Source organism: Amycolatopsis pretoriensis (assembly GCF_900107925.1).
Lineage (GTDB): Bacteria > Actinomycetota > Actinomycetes > Mycobacteriales > Pseudonocardiaceae > Amycolatopsis > Amycolatopsis pretoriensis.
Map to the genome: position 1 here is coordinate 86,183 of NZ_FNUJ01000006.1, position 23,851 is coordinate 110,033.

At 71.0% G+C, this 23,851-nt stretch carries 28 protein-coding genes and 2 pseudogenes; 18 read left to right on the top strand and 12 right to left on the bottom strand.

The genetic code is table 11. The annotated features are described in order from the left end of the window. Nucleotides 1-48 precede the first annotated feature (48 nt). Both BLV96_RS26360 and BLV96_RS26365 read right to left on the bottom strand, forming a co-directional pair. Nucleotides 49-525, bottom strand: a complete 477-nt coding sequence (locus BLV96_RS26360; RefSeq protein ID WP_143051024.1) for a hypothetical protein — start codon at nucleotides 523-525, stop codon at nucleotides 49-51. 143 nt (nucleotides 526-668) lie between these two features. Further along, a complete protein-coding gene (locus BLV96_RS26365; RefSeq protein WP_086672891.1) occupies nucleotides 669-1,181 on the bottom strand; it encodes a PadR family transcriptional regulator in 513 nt (170 codons plus the stop codon). Between the two features lie 91 nt (nucleotides 1,182-1,272). Here BLV96_RS26365 and BLV96_RS26370 point away from each other — a divergent pair, with 91 nt between their 5' ends. Next, nucleotides 1,273-1,827, top strand: coding sequence for a hypothetical protein (locus BLV96_RS26370; protein WP_086672893.1), 555 nt, complete (start codon nucleotides 1,273-1,275; stop codon nucleotides 1,825-1,827). Beyond that, nucleotides 1,824-3,104: a carotenoid oxygenase family protein gene (locus BLV96_RS26375; protein ID WP_086672895.1), complete on the top strand. Its 1,281-nt coding sequence runs from the start codon at nucleotides 1,824-1,826 to the stop codon at nucleotides 3,102-3,104. The genes BLV96_RS26370 and BLV96_RS26375 overlap by 4 nt, the downstream gene beginning before the upstream one ends. Here the strand turns inward: BLV96_RS26375 and BLV96_RS26380 are convergent. Further along, nucleotides 3,101-3,841 carry a DUF427 domain-containing protein gene (locus BLV96_RS26380; protein ID WP_208608322.1) on the bottom strand — a complete coding sequence of 247 codons (741 nt, stop codon included), beginning with the start codon at nucleotides 3,839-3,841 and terminating at the stop codon, nucleotides 3,101-3,103. The two genes, BLV96_RS26375 and BLV96_RS26380, sit on opposite strands and share 4 nt — an antisense overlap. 142 nt (nucleotides 3,842-3,983) lie before the next feature. Here BLV96_RS26380 and BLV96_RS26385 point away from each other — a divergent pair, with 142 nt between their 5' ends. After that, nucleotides 3,984-5,141: an ROK family transcriptional regulator gene (locus tag BLV96_RS26385; RefSeq protein ID WP_425266196.1), complete on the top strand. Its 1,158-nt coding sequence runs from the start codon at nucleotides 3,984-3,986 to the stop codon at nucleotides 5,139-5,141. On the opposite strand, the gene BLV96_RS26390 is transcribed toward BLV96_RS26385, so the two are convergent. Continuing rightward, a complete protein-coding gene (locus BLV96_RS26390) occupies nucleotides 5,138-5,599 on the bottom strand; it encodes a pyridoxamine 5'-phosphate oxidase family protein (RefSeq protein WP_086672899.1) in 462 nt (153 codons plus the stop codon). The genes BLV96_RS26385 and BLV96_RS26390 overlap by 4 nt on opposite strands. Here BLV96_RS26390 and BLV96_RS26395 point away from each other — a divergent pair. Further along, nucleotides 5,598-6,074: a MarR family winged helix-turn-helix transcriptional regulator gene (locus BLV96_RS26395; RefSeq protein WP_086672901.1), complete on the top strand. Its 477-nt coding sequence runs from the start codon at nucleotides 5,598-5,600 to the stop codon at nucleotides 6,072-6,074. The two genes, BLV96_RS26390 and BLV96_RS26395, sit on opposite strands and share 2 nt — an antisense overlap. Nucleotides 6,075-6,179: 105 nt before the next feature. On the opposite strand, the gene BLV96_RS26400 is transcribed toward BLV96_RS26395, so the two are convergent. Beyond that, nucleotides 6,180-6,692 (bottom strand): PaaI family thioesterase, encoded by a 513-nt coding sequence (locus BLV96_RS26400; protein WP_086672903.1) that lies wholly within the window; start codon nucleotides 6,690-6,692, stop codon nucleotides 6,180-6,182. 123 nt (nucleotides 6,693-6,815) lie between these two features. Here BLV96_RS26400 and BLV96_RS26405 point away from each other — a divergent pair, with 123 nt between their 5' ends. Genes BLV96_RS26405 through BLV96_RS26415 form a run of 3 tightly spaced genes read left to right on the top strand, consistent with a single transcriptional unit; the run spans nucleotide 6,816 to nucleotide 10,330 of the window. Further along, complete coding sequence (locus BLV96_RS26405; protein ID WP_086672905.1) at nucleotides 6,816-7,184, top strand: ArsR/SmtB family transcription factor; 369 nt, start codon at nucleotides 6,816-6,818, stop codon at nucleotides 7,182-7,184. A gap of 9 nt (nucleotides 7,185-7,193) precedes the next feature. Further along, nucleotides 7,194-7,922 (top strand): HAD family hydrolase, encoded by a 729-nt coding sequence (locus tag BLV96_RS26410; protein WP_086672907.1) that lies wholly within the window; start codon nucleotides 7,194-7,196, stop codon nucleotides 7,920-7,922. After that, nucleotides 7,922-10,330, top strand: coding sequence for a glycoside hydrolase family 65 protein (locus BLV96_RS26415; protein WP_086672909.1), 2,409 nt, complete (start codon nucleotides 7,922-7,924; stop codon nucleotides 10,328-10,330). Before BLV96_RS26410 ends, BLV96_RS26415 begins: the two co-directional genes overlap by 1 nt. Nucleotides 10,331-10,334: 4 nt before the next feature. On the opposite strand, the gene BLV96_RS26420 is transcribed toward BLV96_RS26415, so the two are convergent. Beyond that, complete coding sequence (locus BLV96_RS26420; protein ID WP_086672911.1) at nucleotides 10,335-10,517, bottom strand: hypothetical protein; 183 nt, start codon at nucleotides 10,515-10,517, stop codon at nucleotides 10,335-10,337. Between the two features lie 40 nt (nucleotides 10,518-10,557). Then, complete coding sequence (locus BLV96_RS26425; protein WP_244180485.1) at nucleotides 10,558-11,496, bottom strand: Ppx/GppA phosphatase family protein; 939 nt, start codon at nucleotides 11,494-11,496, stop codon at nucleotides 10,558-10,560. Between the two features lie 227 nt (nucleotides 11,497-11,723). On the opposite strand from BLV96_RS26425, the gene BLV96_RS26430 reads away from it, so the two are divergent. Continuing rightward, entirely contained in the window at nucleotides 11,724-12,308 is a 585-nt protein-coding gene (locus BLV96_RS26430; RefSeq protein ID WP_086672915.1) for a class F sortase, read from the top strand. Nucleotides 12,309-12,311: 3 nt separating this feature from the next. On the opposite strand, the gene BLV96_RS26435 is transcribed toward BLV96_RS26430, so the two are convergent. Further along, on the bottom strand, nucleotides 12,312-13,352 hold the full coding sequence (locus BLV96_RS26435) for an LLM class F420-dependent oxidoreductase (protein WP_091389555.1): 1,041 nt from the start codon (nucleotides 13,350-13,352) through the stop codon (nucleotides 12,312-12,314). Between the two features lie 325 nt (nucleotides 13,353-13,677). Between BLV96_RS26435 and BLV96_RS26440 the strand changes: the two genes are divergently transcribed. From BLV96_RS26440 to BLV96_RS26480, 9 genes are read left to right on the top strand one after another with little or no spacing between them, the layout of a single operon-like run. Beyond that, nucleotides 13,678-14,364 carry a GntR family transcriptional regulator gene (locus tag BLV96_RS26440; protein WP_086678780.1) on the top strand — a complete coding sequence of 229 codons (687 nt, stop codon included), beginning with the start codon at nucleotides 13,678-13,680 and terminating at the stop codon, nucleotides 14,362-14,364. Then, nucleotides 14,361-15,173 carry a carbon-nitrogen family hydrolase gene (locus BLV96_RS26445; RefSeq protein ID WP_086678781.1) on the top strand — a complete coding sequence of 271 codons (813 nt, stop codon included), beginning with the start codon at nucleotides 14,361-14,363 and terminating at the stop codon, nucleotides 15,171-15,173. Before BLV96_RS26440 ends, BLV96_RS26445 begins: the two co-directional genes overlap by 4 nt. Beyond that, entirely contained in the window at nucleotides 15,170-15,832 is a 663-nt protein-coding gene (locus BLV96_RS26450) for a DUF2848 family protein (RefSeq protein ID WP_086678782.1), read from the top strand. Before BLV96_RS26445 ends, BLV96_RS26450 begins: the two co-directional genes overlap by 4 nt. Nucleotides 15,833-15,840: 8 nt before the next feature. After that, complete coding sequence (locus tag BLV96_RS26455; protein WP_086678783.1) at nucleotides 15,841-16,191, top strand: cupin domain-containing protein; 351 nt, start codon at nucleotides 15,841-15,843, stop codon at nucleotides 16,189-16,191. Next, nucleotides 16,188-17,174 carry an ABC transporter substrate-binding protein gene (locus BLV96_RS26460; RefSeq protein ID WP_086678784.1) on the top strand — a complete coding sequence of 329 codons (987 nt, stop codon included), beginning with the start codon at nucleotides 16,188-16,190 and terminating at the stop codon, nucleotides 17,172-17,174. The genes BLV96_RS26455 and BLV96_RS26460 overlap by 4 nt, the downstream gene beginning before the upstream one ends. 11 nt (nucleotides 17,175-17,185) lie before the next feature. Next, a complete protein-coding gene (locus tag BLV96_RS26465; RefSeq protein WP_086678785.1) occupies nucleotides 17,186-17,995 on the top strand; it encodes an ABC transporter ATP-binding protein in 810 nt (269 codons plus the stop codon). A gap of 25 nt (nucleotides 17,996-18,020) precedes the next feature. Continuing rightward, a complete protein-coding gene (locus tag BLV96_RS26470) occupies nucleotides 18,021-18,851 on the top strand; it encodes an ABC transporter permease (protein WP_086678786.1) in 831 nt (276 codons plus the stop codon). Nucleotides 18,852-18,876: 25 nt separating this feature from the next. Continuing rightward, nucleotides 18,877-20,073, top strand: coding sequence for an FAD-dependent oxidoreductase (locus BLV96_RS26475; RefSeq protein ID WP_086678787.1), 1,197 nt, complete (start codon nucleotides 18,877-18,879; stop codon nucleotides 20,071-20,073). Nucleotides 20,074-20,083: 10 nt separating this feature from the next. Further along, a complete protein-coding gene (locus BLV96_RS26480) occupies nucleotides 20,084-21,001 on the top strand; it encodes an ABC transporter substrate-binding protein (protein WP_086678788.1) in 918 nt (305 codons plus the stop codon). 154 nt (nucleotides 21,002-21,155) lie between these two features. Here the strand turns inward: BLV96_RS26480 and BLV96_RS50800 are convergent. From BLV96_RS50800 to BLV96_RS50805, 3 genes and pseudogenes are all read right to left on the bottom strand, one after another. Next, nucleotides 21,156-21,386, bottom strand: a pseudogene (locus tag BLV96_RS50800) (acyl-CoA dehydrogenase family protein); the annotation flags it as partial. Between the two features lie 135 nt (nucleotides 21,387-21,521). Further along, nucleotides 21,522-21,611 (bottom strand): annotated as a pseudogene (locus BLV96_RS51455) (hypothetical protein); the annotation flags it as partial. 144 nt (nucleotides 21,612-21,755) lie between these two features. Continuing rightward, on the bottom strand, nucleotides 21,756-22,187 hold the full coding sequence (locus BLV96_RS50805) for an acyl-CoA dehydrogenase family protein (protein WP_086678789.1): 432 nt from the start codon (nucleotides 22,185-22,187) through the stop codon (nucleotides 21,756-21,758). 59 nt (nucleotides 22,188-22,246) lie between these two features. On the opposite strand from BLV96_RS50805, the gene BLV96_RS26495 reads away from it, so the two are divergent. After that, the gene (locus BLV96_RS26495) at nucleotides 22,247-22,612 is read left to right on the top strand and encodes an IclR family transcriptional regulator domain-containing protein (protein ID WP_086678790.1); all 366 of its coding nucleotides are present in this window, start codon (nucleotides 22,247-22,249) and stop codon (nucleotides 22,610-22,612) included. On the opposite strand, the gene BLV96_RS26500 is transcribed toward BLV96_RS26495, so the two are convergent. Then, nucleotides 22,578-23,639, bottom strand: a complete 1,062-nt coding sequence (locus BLV96_RS26500) for a LacI family DNA-binding transcriptional regulator (RefSeq protein WP_244180487.1) — start codon at nucleotides 23,637-23,639, stop codon at nucleotides 22,578-22,580. The genes BLV96_RS26495 and BLV96_RS26500 overlap by 35 nt on opposite strands. Nucleotides 23,640-23,851: the final 212 nt, after the last annotated feature.

Consider the following 23,851-nt stretch of genomic DNA (forward strand, 5'->3'; position numbering starts at 1 on the left):
CACTCGATCTGCTCGACCGCCCACTGCCGCCACGTGGCTCGACCCGGTTCAGTACTGGCCGCTGTAGCACTTCGAGTCGGCGTACTCGCAGTTCGTCCAGCCGATGATGAGGTGATTGACGTCGTGCGCTTCGGCGATCATGTGGGTGATGCCGCCGGGCCGGTTCGCGGTCAGGGAGATCGTCCCGAGACCGTAGACGGCGTCGGACGACGGACACCGGTAGGGCTCGACCGGGTACCAATCGCTACCGGCCACGTTCGAGCTGCCCTGGTAGCCGTAGAACACGACGTAGGCACACTCGCCGCCCTTCATGGACACCTTGACGTTCGACAACGTGACGGTCTTCAGCGACGACGACCAGGAGATGGTGCCCGTGGCCGAAATGGCCGTGGCACCGGCCCCGCCGGCGTGCACCGCCGCGACGGAGAACCGCGTCGGGACAGCGGCCGCCGTGCCGACCGTGGCCGCCAGCAGACCGACCAGGGCTCCCAGGGTCAGGACGAGCCGGGCGATCCTTCGCATCATGGTGTGCTCCTCGCGACGGGGCGTGGCCCGGCCGGCCCGGACCGCCGTCTCCACGCGCGGCGCGTGAGAGCCGTTTAGGGCCGCGTTCCTGCTGTCACCCGTTCGGCCGATAAAGCACTGGAGTATAGGGCGTTATACGCCCCTCACTCGATCTGCTCGACCGCCCACTCGGCCCACTCCCGCTGCATCGCCGAGAAGCGCTTGCCCCACTCCAGGACGAGCCGGCCGTAGACCGACTGGTTGTCGTCGCCCCAGTCGATCGTCCCCTCCAGTTCCGCCAGCCGCTTCTCGCGCTCCGCCGCCGTCTCGCCCATCGCCGCGACGTAACCGCGAGCCTGCTCCGCGGCCACCGAGCCGAGGAAGTAGACGCGCAGCAGCCCCGCACTGCGCGGGGGGCCGCCCGGATCGACCTCGACCAGCCAGTGGCGCAGCTCCGCCAGCCCGGCGTCGGTGATCTCGTACTCCTTGCGCCCGCGCGGGCCCTCGGCGTGGACGCGGATCATGCCCGCCGCCTCCAGCTTGCCGAGCTCGCCGTAGAGCTGGCTCTGCGTCGCCGGCCAGACGTTGGCCATCGCCCGCTCGAAGCGTTTCAGCAGGTCGTAGCCGCTTCCCGGCTCGTCGGCCAGCATGCCGAGCACCGCGTGTCGAAGGCTCATGCCGTCATCATGACATTCCACTCTTGACATGTCGACTCCGGAGCTTCTAGTTTCGACATGTCAAAGTTGGAACGTCGGGAAGGGACCCGCCGTGAACTACCTGAAGAGCCTCCTGCCGTGGATCGCGTTCGCCGTGGTCGCGACGCAGTTCGACTGGCGCTGGTCAGGGCTCACCGGCCTGGCCATCTCCACCGGCCTCCTGCTGCTGGCCCGCCGTGCCGGCCGCAAGGCCGACACGCTGATCCTCGAATGGAGCGGCTTCGCGTTCTTCGCACTGCTCACGGCCGTCGCTTTCACCTTCCCGGCGTCGCCGCTGAAGACCTACACCGGCGCCCTCACCGACGCCTGGCTGGCGCTGACCGCTTGGGGCTCGCTCGCCATCGGGCAGCCGTTCACCCTCGGCATCGCCCGCACGACGACGCCCGAAACCCTCTGGGGCAACCCGATCTTCCGCCGGGTCAACGTCGTCATCACGCTCGTCTGGGCGATCAGCTTCACCGTCGGCGGCCTCGCCGGCATCGCACTGCTGAACTTCGCGCCGCACGCGACGGCGGCGTTGATCGCGCTCAAGGTCGTCTGCTTCGCGGTTCCCGTCGCCTTCACCATCCGCTACCCGCGCATCGTCCGGGCCAGGGCAGCTGCATGACCACGACCGGGTTCCACCTCACCGGCGCCTACGCGCCCGTCCACGACGAGCTGACCGCGTTCGACCTGCCGGTGACCGGCGCGCTGCCGCCCGAGCTGACCGGCTGGTACCTGCGCAACGGCCCCAACCCGCGCGAGGACAGCGCGCACTGGTTCACCGGCGACGGCATGGTCCACGGCGTCCGGCTCGAGCACGGCCGCGCCGCCTGGTACCGCAACCGCTGGGTGCGCACGGACAGCTTCGCCGACCCGGATCTCAAGCTGTACAACGAAGACGGCTCCCGGAACCTGCGCGCCAGCGTCGCCAACACGCACGTGGTGAACCACGCCGGCCGCACGCTCGCGCTCGTGGAATCCTCGCTGCCGTACGAGATCACGACGGACCTCGAAACCGTCGGCGCCTACGACTTCGGCGGCGAACTGGCCGACTCGATGACCGCGCACCCCAAGATCTGCCCGGTGACCGGGGAACTGCACTTCTTCGGCTACGGCAGCGTCACCGCGCCGCACGTGAGCTACTACCGCGCCGACGCGGCCGGGAAGCTCGTCGTCAAGCAGCCCATCGAAGTCCCGGGCCTGACGATGATGCACGACTTCGCGCTCACCGCGGGGCACGCCGTCTTCTACGACCTCCCCGTCGTGTTCGACAAGGCATCGGTCGGGAAGGGCATGCCCTACGCGTGGAACGCGGGCTACGGCGCCCGGCTCGGCGTGCTGCGGCGCGACCGGCCCGAAGCCGGCGTGCGCTGGCTGGAGATCGAGCCCTGCTACGTCTTCCACACGCTCAACGCCTTCGACGCGCCCGACGGCCGGATCGTCGTGCACGTCCTGCGCTACGACCACCAGTGGCAAGCCGGCCACGACGACCTGCCGGCGTTCCTGCACCGGTGGACGATCGACCTCGCCGCGGGCACCGTGACCGAAGACCGGCTCGACGACCGCCCGGGCGAGTTCCCCCGCATCGACGACCGGCTCGCCGGGTCCGACGCGCGCTTCGGGCACGTCACCGGCCGCGAGGTCCTGCGGCGCCACGACCTGCACACGGGAACGGCCACCGAACACGCCTTCGGGGCCGGTCACGTCCCCGGCGAAGCGGTGTTCGTCCCGGCTGACGACGGCGAAGGCTGGCTGCTCACGTACGTCTACGACGCGGCGGAAGACCGCAGCGACCTCGTCGTGCTCGACGCCGGGAACGTCGCCGCGGCGCCGGTCGCCACGGTCCACCTCCCGCGGCGCGTCCCCGCAGGCTTCCACGGGAACTGGCTGCCGGACGCTTAGGCGAACTTCGTCTTCGGCCGCTCCTGCCGCACGCCGTCGACGAAGACGTCGACCTTCTCGTCGAGGAACGCCACCAGGCCGGCGACGCGGGTGCTCTCCGGCAGCGGCGTCGGATAGCTCCACGCGAGATCGGCGTGCCCGCTCACGTCGAAGTGCTCGGCGGCGCCCTTGTACGGGCAGTGCGTCACGGTGTCGATCTTCTCGAGCAGGTCCATCCGGACGTCCACGCGGGGCAGGTAGTAGCGCGTCGGCAGGCCCGTCTCGAACAGCAGGTGCGGCCGCACGGTGTCGGCGACCGTGACGCCGTCGACCTCGATCCGCACATGGCGCGAGCTGGGCAGGACGTCGACGCGGACGCCGGGGTCGCGCGGGTGCGTGAAGATCTGTTCGTCCTCTTCGAACCAGTCGAAGACGCCGAACTCGAAGCGCACGTGGCCGCGCAGCTCCTCGATCGGCGAATCCGGGTATTCCAGCGCGCCGTCCACCGCCTCGGCTCGGCCAACCTTTATCGTCGACCGAACACCTTCTCCGCGGCTGGGCGAGTGCGACGTCCGGCCGGAGGGGGCGAGAACGCCGCTCACGACGTCCGCGCGCGGGAAGTAGTACGTGGGGTAGTACGGGACTTCCCACACCAGAAGGGGGTGCACCGTGTCCGCGACGAGCTGCCCGCCGAGGAACACGCGTACCCGCTTCGCGCCTTGTGCCACGCGGACCCGGCCGCGTACCGGAGTGCTCATGCCCCGGTCAACGGGTCCCGAACCGGGCGTATTCCGGCGAAACCGGGGCTCGGACGGCTAGCGTGGCAGGAAGCACGAGGACGAGTGGAGGCGGGCACGGGTGGCCGGCGTAGATGCTCCAACGGTCGGGACCCCCGCCGGGATGCGCAAGATCAACCAGCGGGCGGTGCTCGATCTGCTGCGCCGCAGCGGCGCGGCGACCCGGCCGCAGGTGGCGAAGGAAACCGGGCTCTCGAAGCCGACGGTGAGCCAGGCCCTGCTGGCGCTCGAAGCCGCCGGACTGGCGCGCCCGACCGGGCAGACGTCCACCGGCACCGGCCGCTCGGCCGTGCTGTACGAGGCCGACCCCACCGCGGGGTACGTGCTGGGCGTCGACATCGGGCGCGAGCACATCCGCGTCGCGGTGTCGGACCTGGGCGGCGCGATCGTGGCCCGCCGCGACGAGCGCAACAGCGCCCGCTCCGGCGCGGCCCTGGTCACGGCGGTCGGCAAGATCGCGGCTTCGGCGATCGCGGAGGCCCGGCTCTCGGCCGCCGACATCGTTGTCCGCGTGGTCGGCTCCCCCGGCGTCGCCGATCCGGAGAAGCGTTGCTTCCGGCACGCGCCGAACCTGCCGGGGTGGGGCCGGGCGGGGCTGATCGACGACCTCGAAGCCGAGCTGGGCCCGGACCTGATGGTGGAGAACGACGCGAACCTGACGGCGGTCGGCGAAGGCGAAAGCGGCGCCGCGCGCGGGGCGTCGGTGTTCGGCTGCATCACGATCGGCACGGGCGTCGGCATGGGCATGATGGTCGACGGCCGCGTGTTCCGCGGCGCGACGGGCGCGGCCGGCGAGATCGGCTACCTCCCGTACGGCCGCACGCGCTCGTCGTCGGAGGACGGCACGCCCCCGGCCCGCGGCCACCTGGAAGAGGCGACGGCGGCCCAGTCGGTGGTCCGCGGCGCCCGCGAACTCGGCCTGGGCACGGCGAAATCGGCCCGCGAGGTGTTCCGCCTGGCCCGCGAGGGCGACGAACTGGCGCGGCAGGCCCTGGAGGCCGAGGCGGATCGGCTGGCGTACACGGTGGCCTCGGTGGCGGCGGTGATCGACCCGGAGCTGATCGTCCTGGGCGGCGGCATGGGGACCGCGGCGGACCTGCTGCTGGAACCGCTGGACCGGGCGCTGCGGGCGTTCACGCCGTTGGTGCCGAAGGTGGTCCAGGGCGAACTGGGCGAAGACGCGGTGCTGACCGGCGCGATCAGCGTCGGCCTGCGGGCGGCCGAAGGGCTGGTCTTCGACCGCCGCGTCGGGGCGGCTTAAGCCGCGCGCCAGGCTTCGCCGCCCGTCGAGATCCGCCACGGGGTCAGCTTCAGCACCGTGATCTTCGGGTCGCGGTGGTCCTCGCCGCCCAGGATCTTCGGGTCGTAGCCCAGCGGCTCCGGCGCCGACGCGAACAGCTCCCACAGGTACTCGCGCGTCGGCTCGTCGTCGGCGAACTCCGCGTGGCACTCCGCCACCGCCACCTCGTGCGCGGGGTCCCAGTACGAGCACGACACGTACGGCGTCGCCGCCAGGTGCGCCACCTTCAGCGGCGTCGGGCGGGTGAACAGCCACCCCGTCAACCCGTCCGGCCCTTCCTGCCAGATCGGGTGGACCACCCGCGACCGCGGCCGGCCCCGGCCGTCGACGGTCACCAGCGTGCACCAGACGATCCGGTGCGCGACGCGCACGAACGCTCCGGCCAGCTCGGCCGGCACTCTGCTAGATTCCACAACCATGGTTGTGCATCCTAGCAGGCTCGACCTCTCGCTGGTCGCCCTCTTCGCGGGCTGGGCGATGACCGACGAGGTCCAGCGGCGGCTCGCCGATCGTGGTCTCGGCGACCTCAGGTTCAACGACGGCGTCGTCATCCAGCACGTCCTGGCCGCGCCGCTGTCCATCACCGCGCTCGCCGAACGCATGGGCGTCACGCAGCAAGCCGCGTCGAAGGCCGTCAAAGACCTCGAAAACCGTGGCCTGCTTCAGCGAATCACCGACCCGGCCGACGCGCGCACGAAACTGCTGCACCTCACCGAGCACGCGCGCCAGGCCGTCGAAGTCACCCGCGACCTCCGGCGGGACCTCGAAACCGAGCTGGAAACGGAGTTCGGCGCCGGACGCGTGGAAGACGCCCGGGCCCTGCTGGCCGCCGTCATCGGCCGCTTCGGCGGTGACGACGCAATCCGCGCCCGTCGCGTCCGGCCGCCGCGCTGATTACCCGCGACGTAATCGACGGCACAAGGACTTCGACGCCGTCGAAAACACCACTCGCCGGTGCGACCACGGAAATCAAGCACGTCGTCGCCGAGCACTGGGACGTCAAGCAACCCCTGGGCGCGTGATGACGCAGGTCCCCGACGCCGTGGCCAGCAGCTTGCCCTCGGCGTCGCGGATCTCCCCTTCGGCGAACGCGATCCGCGAGCCCTCCTTGACGACCCGCCCGGTCGCGCGGATCTCACCGCGGCCCGCGTGGATCGCGCGCAGGTAGCTCACCTTCAGCTCCACCGACGAGTAGCCGACGCCGGCCGGCAGCGTCGTGTGCACCGCGCAGCCGACCACCGAGTCCAGCATCGTGGCCGCGACCCCGCCATGGACCATCCCGATCGGGTTGTACAGCGACTCGTCCGGCTCGGCGACCGCGACGACCTCGCCGTGGCCGATGTGTTCCCAGCGCAGCCCGAAGTGCGCGGCGATCGGCGGGCCGGGGACGCGCCCCTCGGCGACCGCCGTCAGGTAGTCGAACCCGGACATGGTGGCGCCGAACCGAGCCGTCGCCAAGGGGTCCTGCCACGTGATGGTCTTCGAACGGACCTGCGCTTCGACGTCGGTCATCCCGGCTCCTCGACTATGACAACTGTCTTAACCGCAGCTTCGCCCGCGCGCCCGCCGTCGTCAAGCGCCGCGTGACCGAGGCCACCGGTGGTCCGGCCGCGGGGCGGGTGGAATCATCCGGGGGTGAGCACCGACCGCAAGCTGATCGACCCGGAACGCGTCGCGGCGGCGGTCGACGGGCTGGGCGACCGCGCCGTCATCGACGAATGGGCCCAGCGCTTCTCCGTCGTCGCCGACCCGTCCCGGCTGGCGCTGCTCGTCTCGATCCACTACGCCCGCGAAATCAGCGTCACCGACCTCGCCGCGGTCACCGGCATGACCGACACCGCGGTTTCGCAGGCCCTGCGGCTGCTGCGCGCGCACGGGCTGGTCACCACACAGCGCACCGGGCGCGTCGTGCGGTACCGGCTCGCGGACGCGACCGTGCACGAACTCATCCATCGGGTGCGGCCGCACCCCCAGGAGCCCACACCCGATCGGGGTGACCGGTAGCGTGCGGGCATGACGGGATTGCCCGAGACCATCACCGCGTGCCTGTTCGACCTCGACGGAGTGCTTACCGGTACGGCCGTACTCCACAGTGAAGCCTGGAAACGGACTTTCGACGAGTTCCTGCGCGCCCGCGACGGCGAAGACTTCCGCGAATTCACCGCCCAGGACTACGCGACCTATGTGGACGGCCGGCCGCGCGCCGACGGTGTCCGTGAATTCCTGCGCTCGCGCGGGATCGAGCTGCCCGAAGGCACGCCCGACGACCCGGTGGACGCCCCGACCGTCAACGGCGTCGGCAACCGCAAGAACGAACTGGTCCTGAAGATCATCGACGAACGCGGCGTCAACCCCTACCTCGGCTCGGTGCGCTACCTCGAAGCGGTCAAGGCGGCCGGCCTGCGGATCGCCGTGGTGACGTCGTCCGCGAACGGCGCGAAGGTCCTCGACGGCGCCGACCTGAGCAAGTACGTCGAAGCCCGCGTCGACGGGCTCGTCATCCGCGAGCGCGGGCTCAAGGGCAAGCCCGCGCCGGACTCGTTCCTGGCCGGCGCCGCGGAACTGGGCGTCGAACCCGCGCACGCGGCCGTGTTCGAGGACGCCCAGTCCGGCGTCCAGGCGGGGAAGGCCGGCGGCTTCGGCTACGTCGTGGGCGTGAACCGGGCCGACCAGGCCGCCGAGCTCAAGGCGCACGGGGCCGACATCGTCGTCGACGACCTCGCCGACCTCCTGGAGGATTGATGACCGAAGAAGAACCCCGCGGCTACGAGTGCTCGCCGTGGGAGCTGCGCTGGCGCGGCATGGACGTCGACGCGCTGCAGCGCACCGAATCCGCGTTCGCCGTGTCGAACGGGCACATCGGGCTGCGCGGCACGCTCGAGGAAGCCGAGCCGCGCGGGCTGCCCGGTACCTACCTCAACGGTTTCTACGAGCAGCACGAACTCCCCTACGCCGAAGCGGGCTACGGCTACCCCGAAGAGGGCCAGACCGTCGTCAACGTGACCGACGGCAAGATCATCCGGCTGCTGGTCGAGGACGAGCCGCTGGACATGCGCTACGGCGCGGCCACCGCGCACGACCGCGTGCTCGACTTCCGCAAGGGCACGCTGAGCCGGACCACCGAGTGGTCGTCGCCGACCGGGCGGCGCGTGCGCGTGCGCACCGAGCGGCTGGTGTCGTTCACCCAGCGCGCGATCGCCGCGATCCGGTACGAGGTCGAGCCGCTCGACGAGGACCTGCAGCTGGTCGTCCAGTCCGACCTGCTGGCCAACGAGCCGATCGAGTCCGACACCAGCGACCCGCGCGTGGCCGCCGCGCTGAACTCGCCGCTGGTCGGCGAGTTCCACCGCGCGTCGGACTACAACGCCGTGCTGGTGCACCAGACCCGCCGCTCCGGGCTGCGGATGGCCGCGGCGATGGACCACAAGATCGAGGTGGACGACGGGATCCGCGCCCGCATCCACTCCGAGGAGGACCTCGCGCGGCTCACCGTCGCGGTCGACGTGCCGAAGGGCGGCCGGCTGCGCATCACGAAGTTCCTCGCCTACGGCTGGTCCGCGCAGCGTTCGGTGCCCGCCCTGCGTTCGCAGGTCGAAGCCGCGCTCGCGGGCGCGCGCCAGACCGGCTGGAAGGGCCTGATCACCGAGCAGCGCGCGTTCCTCGACGACTACTGGGCCACCTCGGACATCGAGATCGACGGCGATCCCGAGCTGCAGCAGGCCGTCCGCTTCGCGCTGTTCCACCTCCTCCAGGCCGGTGCCCGCGGGGAGAGCCGCGCCATCGCGGGCAAGGGCCTGACCGGCCCCGGGTACGACGGGCACGCCTTCTGGGACACCGAATCGTTCGTCCTGCCGGTGCTCACCTACACGATCCCGGACGCGGCGCGCGACGCCCTGCGCTGGCGTCACTCCACAATGGACAAAGCGCGGGAACGCGCGCACCAGCTGGGGTTGCGCGGCGCGGCGTTCCCGTGGCGGTCGATCAACGGCGCCGAGTGCTCGGCGTACTGGCCGGCGGGCACGGCCGCCTTCCACGTCAGCGCGGACATCGCCGACGCCGTCCTGCGCTACCTCAACGCGACCGGCGACGAGGAGTTCGAGCGCGACTACGGCACCGAACTGCTGCTGGAAACCGCGCGGCTGTGGGCGTCGCTCGGGCACCACGACCGGCACGGCGACTTCCGCATCGACGGCGTCACCGGGCCGGACGAGTACTCGGCCGTGGCGGACAACAACGTCTACACGAACCTGATGGCGCGCCGGAACCTGCTGGCCGCCGCGGAATCGTGCGAGCGGCACCCGGACGTGGCGGCGCACTTCGGCGTCGACACGGTCGAGCTGGACTCGTGGCGCGCGGCCGCCGCGGCGATGTACCTGCCCTACGACCCGGAGCTCGGCGTGCACCCGCAGTCGGAGGGGTTCCTCGACCACGACGAATGGGACTACGAGAACACCGACCTCGCGCACTACCCGCTGCTGCTGCACTTCCCGTACTTCGACCTCTACCGCAAGCAGGTCGTGAAGCAGGCGGACCTGGTGCTGGCGCTGCACCTGTGCGGCGACTCGTTCAGCCCCGAGGAGAAGGCCCGCGACTTCGCCTACTACGAGGCGAGGACCGTGCGCGACTCCTCGCTGTCGGCGGGGACGCAAGCGGTGGTCGCGGCCGAGGTCGGGCACCTCGACCTGGCCTACGACTACCTCGCCGAAGCGGCGCTGACCGACCTGCACGACGTGCACAACAACGTGCGCAACGGTTTGCACATGGCGTCGCTGGCCGGGGCGTGGCAGGGCGCGGTGGCCGGCTTCGGCGGCCTGCGCGACCACGGCGGGACGCTCGCGTTCGCGCCGCGGCTGCCGGCGCAGCTGGACCGGATCACCTTCCGGCTGATGTTCCGCGGCACGCGGTTCCAGGTCGAGATCGACCGCGACCAGGCGACTTACCACGTGCTGGACGGCGACCCGCTCGAAGTGCTGCACCACGGCGAGCGCATCACGGTCGCCGCGGAGCCGCAGCGCTTCGCGATCCCGAAGATCGACGCGGGCGAGCCGCCGGTGCAGCCGCCGGGGCGCGCCCCCATGCGGCGCGACTCGGAAAAGCTGCGTCAGTACGCCGAACCGGCGAACCCGATCAGCGAGGTCTACTCCGACTGAGGCGTCACCCCGGGAGGTCGTCCGCGGCCTCCCGGCCGGGTGGGGCCGGGATCTCCTCGGTCCCACCCGGGTTGACGTCCGGGTCCGGCGCGGTCGGCACGTCGTGCGTCAGCTGGCCGGGCGTGGGCAGCTTCGGGAGTTCGTCGTCTTCGTCGTCCAAGGCGTGGATGCGCTGCTGCTCGCTCATGCTTTCCGGAATACCCGGTTTCGGCGGCGACGGCCAGCGCTCAGGCGGCGGCGCCCGCTTTTTCCCGCGCGCGGTCCTGCAGGGTGAGCAGCAGGCCGTCGCGGGTCGACCAGGGGCAGATCGCCACCTTGCCGCCGGCGACGGTGAGCAGCGCTTCCGCCACGATCGCCCCCGCCAGCGCCTGGTGCGCGCGGCTGCGGGAGATACCGGGCAGTTTCGCGCGCTTGGCCGGCGGCAGCGCGGCGAGCCGCGGGATCCAGGCCCGCAGGTCGTCGAGCCGCAGCTCCTTGCACTTGTTCGGCCGCGCCCCGGCCAGCCGCGCGAGCTGCTGCAGCACCTTCGAGCAGCCGACGACCGTCGGGTCGTCGACTTCGGCGGCGCCGAGCGTGGTGGTCACGACGTCGAGGGCGTGCGCGCGCAACGCCTTGACCTGCTTGGTCGACACCCGTTCGGTCGGCAGCCAGTCGCGGGTCATCGACCGCGCGCCCAGCGGGAGCGATCGCGCGAAGGTGGCCTGGTCGCCGCGGCCGGCGGCGAGCTCGACCGTGCCACCGCCGATGTCGAGCACCAGCAGCGGGCCGGCCTCGGCGCCGTACCAGCGGCGGGTGGCCAGGTAGGTCAGCTCGGCTTCGCAGCGGCCGGAGAGGAATCGCAGCTCGACGCCGGTTTCGCCGGCGACGTGCCGGACGACGTCGGCCGCGTTGACGGCGTCGCGGATCGAGGACGTCGCGAAGGGGTAGACGTCGCGGACGCCGTGGCGGTAGGCGGCGGTCATGCCCGCGGCGACGGCGGCCGTGATGTCGGCGATGCCGCGGGCGGTGAGCGCGCCGCGGTCGTCGAGCGCGCGGTCGAGGCGCAACCGCGTCTGGTGGTTCAGCACCGGCTCGCGCGGTGAGCCGTTCACCGGCACCACGACGAGGCGGGCACTGAACGATCCGACGTCCAGCACGCCCACCGCGGGTTCTTCGATTTTTCGCACGACTCGGCGCACCTCGCTTCCGCCCCGGCTGGATATCCCCAGTTCGACAGTTCGAAACCAGCGATTGTGCCCGAATTCGCGCGAGTTCGCCGGGAATTGTCGGGTTCACCTCGTCCGTACGTGCCTTTTTGACGTGAAGGTCACAACGGGATAACCCGATCGAGTGAACCAGAGCACCCCTGGACACGATTCGGTAACGCCCGTTCCGGCGTCGGCGACTTACCGGCGTGCGGCAGGAAAAGCTCGTCGGGCCGGCCGCCGCCGTGCTCGCGGTGGTGGCCGGGCTCGGTTGTGTCCTGCTCGGCGTCACGACGGTGCTGGCGCCGGGCACCTCGATGACCGCCGGTGCGGCGCCGCGGGAGCGGCCCGCGACGGGTGTCCTGCCGGCCGCGCTGGTGATCCCCGCGCTGGACCTCGTCGTGAACCACCTCGTCGACCTCGGCCACATCGCCGGCCGCCGCGAACAGCCCGGCACGGCGGACGGCGTCGGCTGGTTCGCCGACGGGCCGGCCCCGGGCGCCCCGGGGGTCGCGGTGCTGTCGGGGCACACGGGGTTCGGCTTTTCGAGGGGCGCGTTCGCCCGCCTCGGCACGCTGCAGCCCGGCTCGGCGGTCATGGTCCGCGACGACGAAGGCCGCGAAGCCCGCTTCACGGTCCGCCGGACGGAGACGTTCGCACCGGACGAGCCGGACAGCACGCTGGTCGCCCCGGAGGGGCCGGGCCCCGAGCTGCGGCTGATCACCAGCGACGGGAGCCACGACACCGCCGGGATGAACGGCCCGCGGGTCGCCGTGTACGCGACGCCGGTCTAGTGCTCAGCCGAGCAGCTCGCGCAACTGGGACACCGCCGCCACGCGGGCCTCGCGGCCCGGCAGCATCGGGTTGACCACCAGCGTCGTCGCGCCCGCCTCCTTGAACGCCGCCAGGCGCTCCTTCACGTACCCGGCCGGGCCGACCAGCGAGATCGAGCGCAGCAGCTCGACCGGAACCGCCGCCGCGGCCTCCTCCTTCTTGCCGTCGAGGTACAGGTCCTGGATCAGCTTCGCCTCGGCCTCGTAGCCGTAGCGGCAGGCGAGGTCGTTGTAGAAGTTCTTGCCGCGCGCGCCCATGCCGCCGACGTACAGCGCCACGATCGGGCGCAGGTGGTCGAGCAGCGGCTCGACGTCGTCGCCGATCGCCAGGGCCGCGCTGACGAAGGTGTCCAGCTCGCCCAGTTCCGGGTCGCGCTTGGCCTTGCCCGCCGCGAGGGACTCGCCCCAGACGTCGGCCGCCTTCTCCGGGTGGAAGAAGATCGGCTGCCAGCCCTCGGCGATTTCCGCGGTGAGCGCGACGTTCTTCGGCCCGAGCGAGGCCAGCAGCACCGGGATGCGTTCGCGCACCGGGTGGTTGATCAGCTTCAGCGGCTTGCCGAGGCCGGTGCCCTGCTCGGGCGGCAGCGGAATCGTGTAGTGCTTGCCGTCGTGGACGACGCGTTCGCGCCGCCACACCTGCCGGCAGATCTCGACGATCTCCCGCGTGCGGGCCAGCGGCGCGTCGTACTTCACGCCGTGGAACCCCTCGATGACCTGCGGCCCGGACGCCCCGAGCCCGAGGATGAACCGCCCGTCGGAGACGAAGTCGAGCCCGGCGGCGGTCATCGCGGTCAGCGTCGGCGTGCGCGTGTAGATCTGGAAGATCCCCGACGCGAGCTGGACGCGTTCGGTCTTCGCGGCCAGGTAGCCGAGCTGGCTGACGGCGTCGAAGGAGTAGGCCTCGGGAACGAACGCGACGTCGAGCCCCACCTTCTCCAGCTCGACGATGTCCGCCACGCTGTCGGCGAAGCCTCCGGCGTAGTTGATCGCGGTCCCGATCCGCATGGCCACCTCCGTTGCTGAGCAAGCGCTAAGTCGCGCTTTTACGTGATACCTCACGCACGAGCTGCCGCTCCCTGTGACCCGCTGATTGCAATGCGTGTCACACCTCTGAAGCTCTCTGACGAGTGGGGTTGGTCACGTGCCTGAGCAGGTAGTGCCCCCTTGGTTCTTTCCGACGCCCGAGTGCCCCGCCCGAGTCAGCACGCCAAGACTGCCTCGACGAGCTGTGCGCCGAGCTCTTGCTCCGGGCCGCGAAATGCGCGCCAGGCCGGTCACCTGGCCAAAGAGGGGTTGCCCGCACTGTCGACCAGATGTATACATGTTGCCTATGAGCAGTCCACTGAATGTCGGCACGCGCGGTCCGTCCGCGCAGGACGTCACGTACGGCTGGTTGAAGAAGCACATCTCCGAGCTGTCCCGCGATGGCGGCGTCTTCCTGAGCGAATCCGAAGTCGCCAAGCAGGCCGGCACCTCGCGCACCCCCGTGCGGGAGGCGCTGCTGCGGCTCGAGGCCGAAGGGTTCCTCCAGATCGTCCCCAAGAAGGGCGCCTTCATCCCGCCGATCTCCGACAGCGAGATCGAAGCCGTCATGCAAGCGCGTGCCCTCGTCGAGGACTGGTGCATCCAGCGGATCGTGCCCGCCGACGCCGCGTTCGTCGCCGCGCTCGAAGGCCTCATCGCCGAGCAGGAGGCGGTGATCGACGACCCCGCCGCGTTCATCGAGCTCGACCGGGCCTTCCACCGCCTGCTCGTGCGCCAGGCGGGCAACCCGGTGCTCGCCGAGTTCTACGAATCCCTGCGGGAACGCCAGATCCGGATGGGGATCCGCGCCGTCGCCAGCGGGGAAAACCGCGCGCGCAACGTCCTCGAAGAGCACACCGCGATCGTGCGGGCCCTCGCCGACGGCGACGCCGGGGACGCCCTCGCGGCCCATCTTTCGAGTACCCTCGCCGTCCTGCGCCTCCCGATCCGCGGCGACCACGCCGGCGAGCACTCCGTGCGAGGCCTCTCGTGAAGGTCGCACTCGTCCAGGTCGCCAGCCCGGCCGACGAACCGGCCGCGGACCGCCGCGCCCGGGTCGGCGAGCTGGTGCGCTCGGCCGCCACAGCGGATCTGGTCGTACTGCCCGAGCTGTGGGCGGCGGGCTACTTCGCTTTCGACGCCTACGAAACCGAGGCCGAGCCGTTCGAGGGCCCGACGCTGAGCGCCGCCAAGACCTGGGCGCGGGAGCTGGGCGCGCACATCCACCTCGGCAGCTTCGTCGAGCGCGACACCGATGGCCGGCTCTTCAACACCGCCGTGCTGGTGTCGCCGGCGGGCGAGGTCGAGCACGTCTACCGCAAGATCCACGTCTTCGGCTACCGGTCACGGGAAGCCGAGCTGCTCACCCCCGGCGACGGCATCAGCGTCGCCACGACGGAACTCGGCCCAGTCGCCGCGACGACGTGCTACGACCTCCGGTTCCCCGAGCTCTGGCGCGGCCTCGCCGACGGCGGCGCGCACCTGATCGTCGTCCCGGCCGCCTGGCCGGCCGCGCGGCGCGAACACTGGCGGCTGTTCACTTCCTGCCGGGCGGTCGAGGAACAGGTCCTGCTCGTCGCGTGCAACGCCGTGGGAGTGCAAGACGGCGTCGAGCTCGGCGGGCACAGCCGCGTCGTCGACCCGTGGGGCACCGTGCTCGCCGAAGCCGGCACCGAACCCGGAATCACCTGGTGCGATGTCGATCCCGGCGTCGTCGAGCGGGCACGGGCGGAGTTCCCCGTGCTCGCCGACCGGCGCACCGATCTCCCCTTCACCGCTCGAACAGCGAGGACACCCGTATGACGACGTTGGACCTCACCGTGGCCGGCAGCGGAAAGCGCTTACCTGTCCGGCCCGGAAAACTGATCGTCGCCGGTTACACCGCCCGCGACGAAGCCGCCGTGGCGCGGCACATCGAGGAGCTGGCCGCCATCGGCGTCCCGCCGCCGCCCGCGGTGCCGATGTTCTACGACCTCGACCCCGCGCTGCTCAGCACCGAAGCCCGCGTGGCGGTCGACGGCCAAGCGACGTCCGGCGAGGTCGAACCGGTGCTGATCCGCCACGACGGCACGTACTACCTCGGCGTCGGCTCCGACCACACCGACCGCGAGCTGGAACGCGACGACATCGCCGCGTCGAAGGCCGCCTGCCCCAAGCCGGTCGGCGGCGAAGTCGTCGAACTCGGCCCGACACCGTCCTTCCCGGACTGGGACCGGGCCGAGGCGACGTCCGAAGTGGACGGACAGCCGTACCAGGCCGGCGCCGTCTCGACCCTGCGGCACCCGGCGGAGCTGCTCGAGCGGATGACCGCGACCCTCGGCGACATCGCGGGCGACTTCGTGCTGTTCTGCGGGACGCTCGCGCTGATCGGCGGGAAGTTCGTCCACGGCGACACGTGGTCGCTGAGCCTGACGCTGCCCGCGACCGCCCCCCTCACCCACACCTACACGACCACGCGGTAGGAGCCACCATGAGCAAGCCGGAACACGAGTTCTTCCCCGTCACCGACGTCGGGTTCACCGTCTGCCCCGGCGGCGACCCGAAGATCACCGAGCGGATCCTGGCCGCCGACCCGGACAGCGGCGTCGCGACGCGGATCCTGCGCTACGAGCCGGGCGCCGACTCCACCCCGATGGGTGTGCAGAAGCACGACTTCTGGGAGGAGGTCTACATCGTCGAAGGCTCGTTCACCGACCTCTCCCTGAACAAGACCTTCAGCGCCGGCGAGTACGCCTGCCGTCCGCCGGGCATGCCGCACGGCCCGTGGAAGACCGACGAAGGCGTGCTGACGTTCGAAGTCCGCTACCGGGTGCAACCGTGAAACGCCGGCTGCTCCCGCTGGTCCTCGCCGCCGTGCTGGCGGCCGCCGTCGCGTGCGGGACGGCGGCCGGCGACCAGAGCACCTGGAAGGTCGGGGTCCTGCAGTGCTCGACCGACTGCGGCTTCCTGCGGATGGCCGAGGAAAAGGGCTTCTTCGGGAAGTACGGCGTCAACGTCGAGTTCGTGACGCTGCAAAGCGCGTCGCAAGCCCTGCCCGCGCTGGCTTCCGGCGAGGTCGACGCCGTCGAGCAGAACGCCGGCGCGTTCTTCATCGCCTCCGAACGGGGAAACCTGAACGCGTCGATCATCGGCTCGACGATGATCGGGCTCCCGTGGGCGATCTACGCGAAGAAGGACATCACCAGCCTCGGCCAGCTCAAGGGCAAGAGCATCGCGATCTCGTCGCCGACGGCGTTGCCGGCGGTGATCGCGAAGGTGATGCTGGCTCGCGCGGGCGTCTCGCCGCAGTCCATGCCACAGCTCAATGGCGGTGGCAACGCCGACCGCTACCGGGCGGTCGTCGCCGGGACCGTCGACAGCGCGTCGTCGCCCGCCGACTACGTGCCCCGGGCCGCGAAGGACGGCGTCAACGTGCTGGCGCTGGCCTCGGACGTCGTGCCGGACTACCCGCGGTACTCCATCATCGCCCGCAACGACCGGCTGGCCGCGAAGCCCCAGGCCGCCGCCCGTTACCTGGCCGGGCTGATGGACGGGTTCCGCTACGCCTACGCCCACCCGGACGAGGCGCTGGCGCTCGCGGCGAAGGAAGCCGGGACCACGGCGGACGACCCCTACGTCACGTACATGCAGGACCTGATCGCCGGCAAAAAGCTCGTGGACCCCGACGCGGGCGTCGCGATGCCGCGGTTGACCTACCTGTCGACCTTGCTCGCGAAGTCCAGCCAGCTCGCCAAGCCCGCCGACCTCGCGAAGCTCGTCAACGACCGCCCGCAGCGCGAGGCCCTCGCGATGCCGCGCCCCTGAAGGAGAATCCCATGGCCGGAAGCCGAGCGGGCGTGTCGATCGAAGACGTGTCCAAGACCTTCACCGTCCGCGTGGGCAAGCAGGTGCAGGAAGTCCCCGTGCTGGACCGCATCTCCCTGCACATCGAACCGGGCGAGATCATCGCCCTGACCGGGCTGAGCGGCTGCGGCAAGACGACGTTGCTGCGCATCCTGCTCGGCCTCGAAAAGGCGGACTCGGGCCGCGTCCTCGTGGACGGCGCCGAGATCAAGGGCTGCGGCGAAGACCGCAGCATGGTCTTCCAGAACGCCCAGCTCTTCCCCTGGCGCACCGCGCTGGAGAACGTCGAGTTCGGCCTGGAGGCCCGCGGTGTGCCGAAAGCCGAGCGGCGCCGGATCGCGCTGGAGAAGCTGGAGCTCGTCGGGCTCGGGCACGCCGTCGACCGGCGACCCGACCAGCTCTCGGGCGGCATGCAGCAGCGCGTCGGGCTGGCGCGGGCGTTGAGCGTCGACCCCGCCGTGCTGCTCATGGACGAACCGTTCGGTGCGCTCGACGCGCAGACGCGTGAAGGCCTGCAGGCCGAAGTGCTGCGCATCCACGCCGAGACCGGCAAGACGATCGTCTTCGTCACCCACGACCTCGACGAAGCCGTCCTGCTCGCCGACCGCGTCGTCCTGCTGGTGCCCGGCCCCGGCCGGATCGAAGAGGTCTTCCCGATCGACCTGCCGAAGCCGCGCACCGACCTGGTGACCGTGCGCGGGCTCACCGAGTTCGGCACCCAGCGCTACGAGATCTGGCGCCGCCTGATGACCGGGGCACCCGCGCCGGCCGTCGCGAGCTAGCCCCCTTCCGGACGGAGCAACAGACGTGACCACCATCCAAACCACCGCCGCGCCCCCGGCCGCGGCCACGCGCACCCGGCCGTCGTTCCCCCGGCGGCACCGCGCCGGCCTCATCACCACCGCGTCGATCCTCGTCGTGCTGGTGTTCTGGGAGGTCGTCGGGCGGCAGATGAACCCGATCTTCGCCTCCTACCCCACCGCCATCGTGCGGCAGTTCGGCGTCCAGCTGAAGTCCGGGCTGCTCATCGAGGCGCTCTTCGACAGCCTCCAGCCGCTGCTGCTCGGATTCTTCGTCGCGGCGCTGATCGGCGTCCCGGTCGGGCTCCTGGTCGGCCGCTACCGCGCCGCCGACGCCGCGCTCGGCGTCTACGTCACCGCCGGCTACGCGATGCCGCTGGTCGCCCTCATCCCGTTGTTCATGCTGTGGTTCGGGCTCGGCTTCACGGTGAAGGTCGTCATCGTCGTGGTGATGACGGTGTTCCCGGTCGTGATCAACACCCGCGCCGGCGTCCGCGCGGTGCCGCGCGCGATGACCGAGGTCGGCACGTCGTTCATGGCGACCGAGTTCGCCGTCATGCGCAAGATCATCCTCCCGGCCACCGTGCCGCACATCATGACCGGCCTGCGCCTGGGCATCGGCCGCGCGGTGATCGCCATCGTCATCGCCGAGTTCTTCACCGCGATCGGCGGGCTCGGCGGCCAGATCATCCTGGCCGGCCAGCGCTTCGACACCGCCGGGCTGTTCGTGCCGGTGATCGTGCTCATGGCGCTCGGCGTCGGGCTCACCCGGCTCGTCGGCTGGCTGGAGACGAAGGTCGCGCCGTGGGCCGACCCCGCCGACCCGAACCGCGACTGACCACCCCTCCCCCGAAAGCGGAACCATGACCGACCGAGGACACATCATCGTCGCCGGCGCGGGCCCGGTGGGCGCCGTCGCCGCGCTCGCCGCCGCCCAGCGCGGCTTCCGCGTGACGCTCGTCGAGCGCAACGCCGAAATCGACCACGCGCCGCGCGCGGCGACCTTCCACCCTTCGACGCTCGAGCTGATCGACGAGATCGGCGTCATCGACGAGTTCGTCTCGGTGGGCCTGGTCTGCCGGTACTTCGACTTCTGGGACAAGACCACCGAAACTCTGGTGGCCCGCATGGACCACGACAACCTGCGCGACGACACGAAGTTCCCGTACGTGGTGCAGACCGAGCAGCACAAGCTCGTCCGGATCGTGCTCGACCGGCTCGAGAAGATGTCCGATGTGGACGTCCGGCTCGGCTGGAGCATCGACACGATTTCCCAGGACGCCGACCGCGTCACGGTGTCGATATCTTCGGGTGACGAGACCGAGGTCCTGACCGGTGACTGGCTCTTCGGCTGCGACGGCGGCCGCAGCACCGTGCGCAAGGCCCTCGGCATCGAGTTCGACGGCTACACCTGGCCCGAGCGGTTCGCGGTGCTCACGACGTCGTACGACTTCGGCACGGAGATGGGCTGCGCCACCCGCAGCTACTTCGCCGACCCGGACCAGTGGGTGAACCTCTTCAAGGTGGCCGGTGACGACCTGCGTGGCCGCTGGCGCGTCGTGTTCGCCGCACGTCCGGACCAGACCGACGAGGAAGCGCTGGGCGACGAGCACGCCGAGCGGGTGATGACGGCGATCCACCCGGACGACCGGCCACGGGAACTGCTGCACCGCAACATCTACAACGTCCACCAGCGAGTAGCGGCGCAGTTCCGGCGCGGCCGGGTGCTCCTCGCCGGCGACGCGGCCCACGTCAACAACCCGATCGGCGGTCTCGGGCTGAACTGCGGTGTCCACGACGCGCTGGAACTGGTGCGCACCCTGGACACCGCCCCCTCCCTGCTGGACCGCTACGAACGGCGCCGGCGCACCATCAACATCGAGTTCGTCCAGCAGCAGACCGTCGACAACAAGAAGCGGCTCGAAGAGAAAGACCCCGAGGTCCGGAAGGCCCGCCTCGATCGGCTGACCGAAATCAGCGCGGACCAGCAGCTGCAGCGGCAGTTCCTGCGCCGGACGTCCCTGCTCGACTCCGTCGTCCGCGCGAACGAAATCGACTGAAGGAGCCTTTGTGCGACTCGCCGTACCCGATCTGGTTTCCCCGTCGTACTTCCCCGCCATCGCGGCCATCGATCTCGGTCTGGCCCGCGAGGAAGGCCTCGACGTCGAGCTTGAACTGCTCTACCCCGTGACCGACGCGGCCGAGGCGCTGCGCACGGGAAAGATCGACTTCCTGGCCGGCGCCGCGCACGCCCCGATGCACGTCTTCCCGGACTGGCATGGCGCGAAACTGGTCACCGCGCTGTCGCAGAACATGTACTGGTTCCTGGTGGTCCGGCCGGACCTGGAAGTCGACCGCGGCGACGTGCAGGCGCTGCGCGGCATCCGGATCGGGGCGGCGCCCGGACCCGACCTGGGACTGCGCCGCCTGCTCGCCGCGGCGGGCGTCGAAGCCGGGCAGATCGAAATCGGACCGGTGCCGGCGACCGAGGGCGCGGGGACGTCGTTCGGCCTGGCGGCCGCCCAGGCGCTCGCCGAAGGCCTGATCGACGGGTTCTGGGCCAACGGAATGGGCGCGGAGATCGCGGTCCTCGACGGCACGGGCAAGGTGGTGCTCGACGCCCGCCGCGGCAACGGTCCACCAGGGACGGAGGCCTACACCTTCCCGGCGTTGGCCGTCACGGACGAGACGATCGCCCGGAATCCCGATGCGGTTGCGGCGATGACGCGCGCCGTCGTCCGCGCGCAGCAGGCGCTGAAGGCCGACCCGGACCGGGCCACCGACGTGGGCGAGCGCCTGTTCCCGGCACGCGAAGCGACGTTGATCGCGGAACTGGTGCGCCGGGACGCGCCGTTCTACGACCCCCGCATCACCGCGGAAACCGCGGCGGCTCTGGTGGCATTCGGGCGGGACTCCGGGCTGCTCGAAGAGCCCGTCGGCTACGAATCCGTGGTGTCGGAACGCTTCCGGGACCTCTGGCACGCCTAGAGCGCGCGTCGTGGAGACCGCTGAAGTCGTCATCGCCGGCGGCGGCCCGGTCGGCCTGACCGTTGCCCACGAACTCGGCTCCGGAGAGTTTCCGGCGCCTGGACATGCCGACGCGGTACGTGCCAACGCCCGCTTGCCCTTCGGCTGGGCCGACTCGGCCGTTTTCTGCCTTGGCCATCGACGCGTCCAACGAGTTCGGCCGGGCGTTGTCGGCCATCCATGCGACTTCCAGGGTCAGCAGGTAGGAAGCCTCGTAGTCCGCTTCCAGCGCGATGAACACCGCGACGGCCGCGGGCCGGCGCAGGCCCGTGCGGTCGTAGTCGATGGTCAGGCCCGCATCCGTGAGCAGCCGGCGGGTCTCGTCCCGCGCGGCCCTCGCCAAGCCGGACCGAGGATTCAGACGAGCACGCCACGGTGGCGACATCGACCGCGCGTAGGTCGCGGTACCAGCGTTCGACCGGGTGTGTTCCCGGACGTAGCCGTGTCCGCCGAGCAGTTGCACGTCGTCGCTGCCGATGCGCGCACCCCTTCCCACGCACAGCCGGTGGGCCAGCGCGGCCTCCCGGGTGAACGGGAGACCTGCGTCGGCGCGGTAGGTGGCCAGCCGCATGGCTTCCAGCTCGATGGCGATGTCGGCGACGGTGAACGAGCACGGCCTGGGCGGTACCGACGGCCAGCCCGCACCAGGCCAGCCGGGACAGACGCACACATTCGACGTCGCCGAGGAGAGCCGACTCGGGCACGAGGACGTCAGTCAGGTCCATCCGGCCCAGGCCGGCGGCCGGACTCCCATCGCGGGATCGGCCGTCACGGTCAGCCCGCTCGCGTTCGCCTCGACCACGAACAGGGCGAGCCCACGGCCTTCGAGGTACCCCGCGATCACGAACAACTCGGCCGGCGCCGCACGGGCGATCATCGACTTGGCGCCGTCGAGGACGAATCCGCCCGGGACGCGCCGAGCCACCGTGCGCGGCTCGAACGGGTCGGCGAAGGCGTGCAGCTCCGCGATCGCGAGGGCCGCGGCAGGCCCGGCGGCACCGACGAATCGCGGAAGGCACGTGGCCTGGGCGTCGCTGCTGCCCCACAATGCGAGCGCGGTGCTGTCGGCGGCGGAGGCGAAGCAGGCGACGGCGAGGACGCCCGCGTCGACAGCGTCCCGGACGCGCCGGACGAAGATCTTGCGCACCTTGACGCCGCCCTTGTCCTCGCCCCGGTGGATCGAAGTCGACGAACGGGCGGGAGAACATGATCTTGGCCGGCCGCACATCTCCTCGTGCGGCCCAGTCCTGCTCGCCTACGCCCCCGGCCGACGTCCGCGAGCGCGTGCTGCAGCGCCCGATGCGGCACTACACCTTGGCGGCGATCACCGCTCCCGACCAGTTCGAACACGCCACGGAAGCCGTGTGGGACCTCGGCAACGCACTGGCTGCGGGCCTCGTCCACGAGGACGCGACCGGCATCGCCGTTCCGATCCGCAACGCGCTGAACGACGTAGTCGCCGCACTGTCGATCATCGTGCCCGACGACAAGCGCGCCCGGTCGGGCAGCCCCGCCTTGCTGGCCGCGGTCCGCGAGGTCATCTGGACGGTGTCCGGCCGCCGTTCGCCCTGACGTGGCTCGGCGCCGTCGTCGTGTGGCGCACGACCAGCCGCGGCGCGCTGACCGTCCGGACGGGCTCGGCACGCCCTTCGATGCGCTCGACCAGCAGCCGCGCCGCCGACACTCCCATCGCATGCCCGGACTGGTCGACGCTGGTCAGGCGCACGGGCGTCAGCCCGGCGATCGCGGTGTTGTCGTAGCCGACGAGCGAGAGGTCTTCCGGGATGCGGATCCCCAGCTCGAAGGCCGCCTGGAACACGCCGAGCGCGGCGACGTCGGCGCCGGCGAAGATCGCGGTCGGCCGGTCGGACCGGGTCAGCAGGTCCCGGCCGGCCTGGTAGCCGCCTTCCAGTGAGAAGCCCGTGACCGCGATCATCGGATCTTCCCCCAGCCCGTGCCCGCTCATCGCCTGCCGGAACCCGCGCGCCCGGACCTTGTCCGGAGTCGCCCGCCACTTGGTCCCCCGGGTACCGCGGGTGGTGGTGTGGGCGATGCTGCGGTGCCCCTGCCCGACGAGGTGGTCGACCACCAGCGCGGCTCCGGCAAGGTCGTCGTCGACGACCGAGTCGTACTCGGGGGCCGGGTCGTGGTGGCCGACCACGACGGTAGGTACGCTGGCGGCGGTGCGGACGACGTCGTCTTTGGACATCCCGGGTGCGATCATGATCAGGCCGTCCATCTGCCGGTCGACCAGCGCGTCAGCAAGTTTGGCCTGCCCGTCGGCGCCGAACCCGCCGGCGCCGATCAACACCTGGTAGTCGGTGCCCGCGAGCTCGGCGTCGACGCCGTCGAGGATGTCGGCGAAGAACGGGTTGCGGATGCTGTCGAGCACGATCCCGATCGTGTACGTCCGGCCGCGCATCCCCCGCGCCGCCGCGTGCGGCCGGTAGTTGAGCTCCTCCATGGCCGCCCGCACCTTGGTGCGCATCGCGTCGCTGACTCCGGTGGCGTTGCGGAGCACCTTCGACACCGCCGCGACCGACACCTGGGCCGACCTCGCGACGTCGGCGATCGTCACCCGCCTGTCCTTGGGCTGCACGCGCTCCACCTTCCCGTTCCGGCGTCGTCACTCTAACCGGGCGGCGAACGAGAACGCCGCAACGGCTTGACAAATCGTGTCCCGGAGCGCCTACACTCTCGCCACCGCGTAGAACGTTCTACGCGGCCGCTCCCCACTCGGAGGCTCGCCATGAGCGATGGCGCTCGGGCACCACGAGGTGGTGTTCCGGCATGGCCGTGACCAGCAGACCA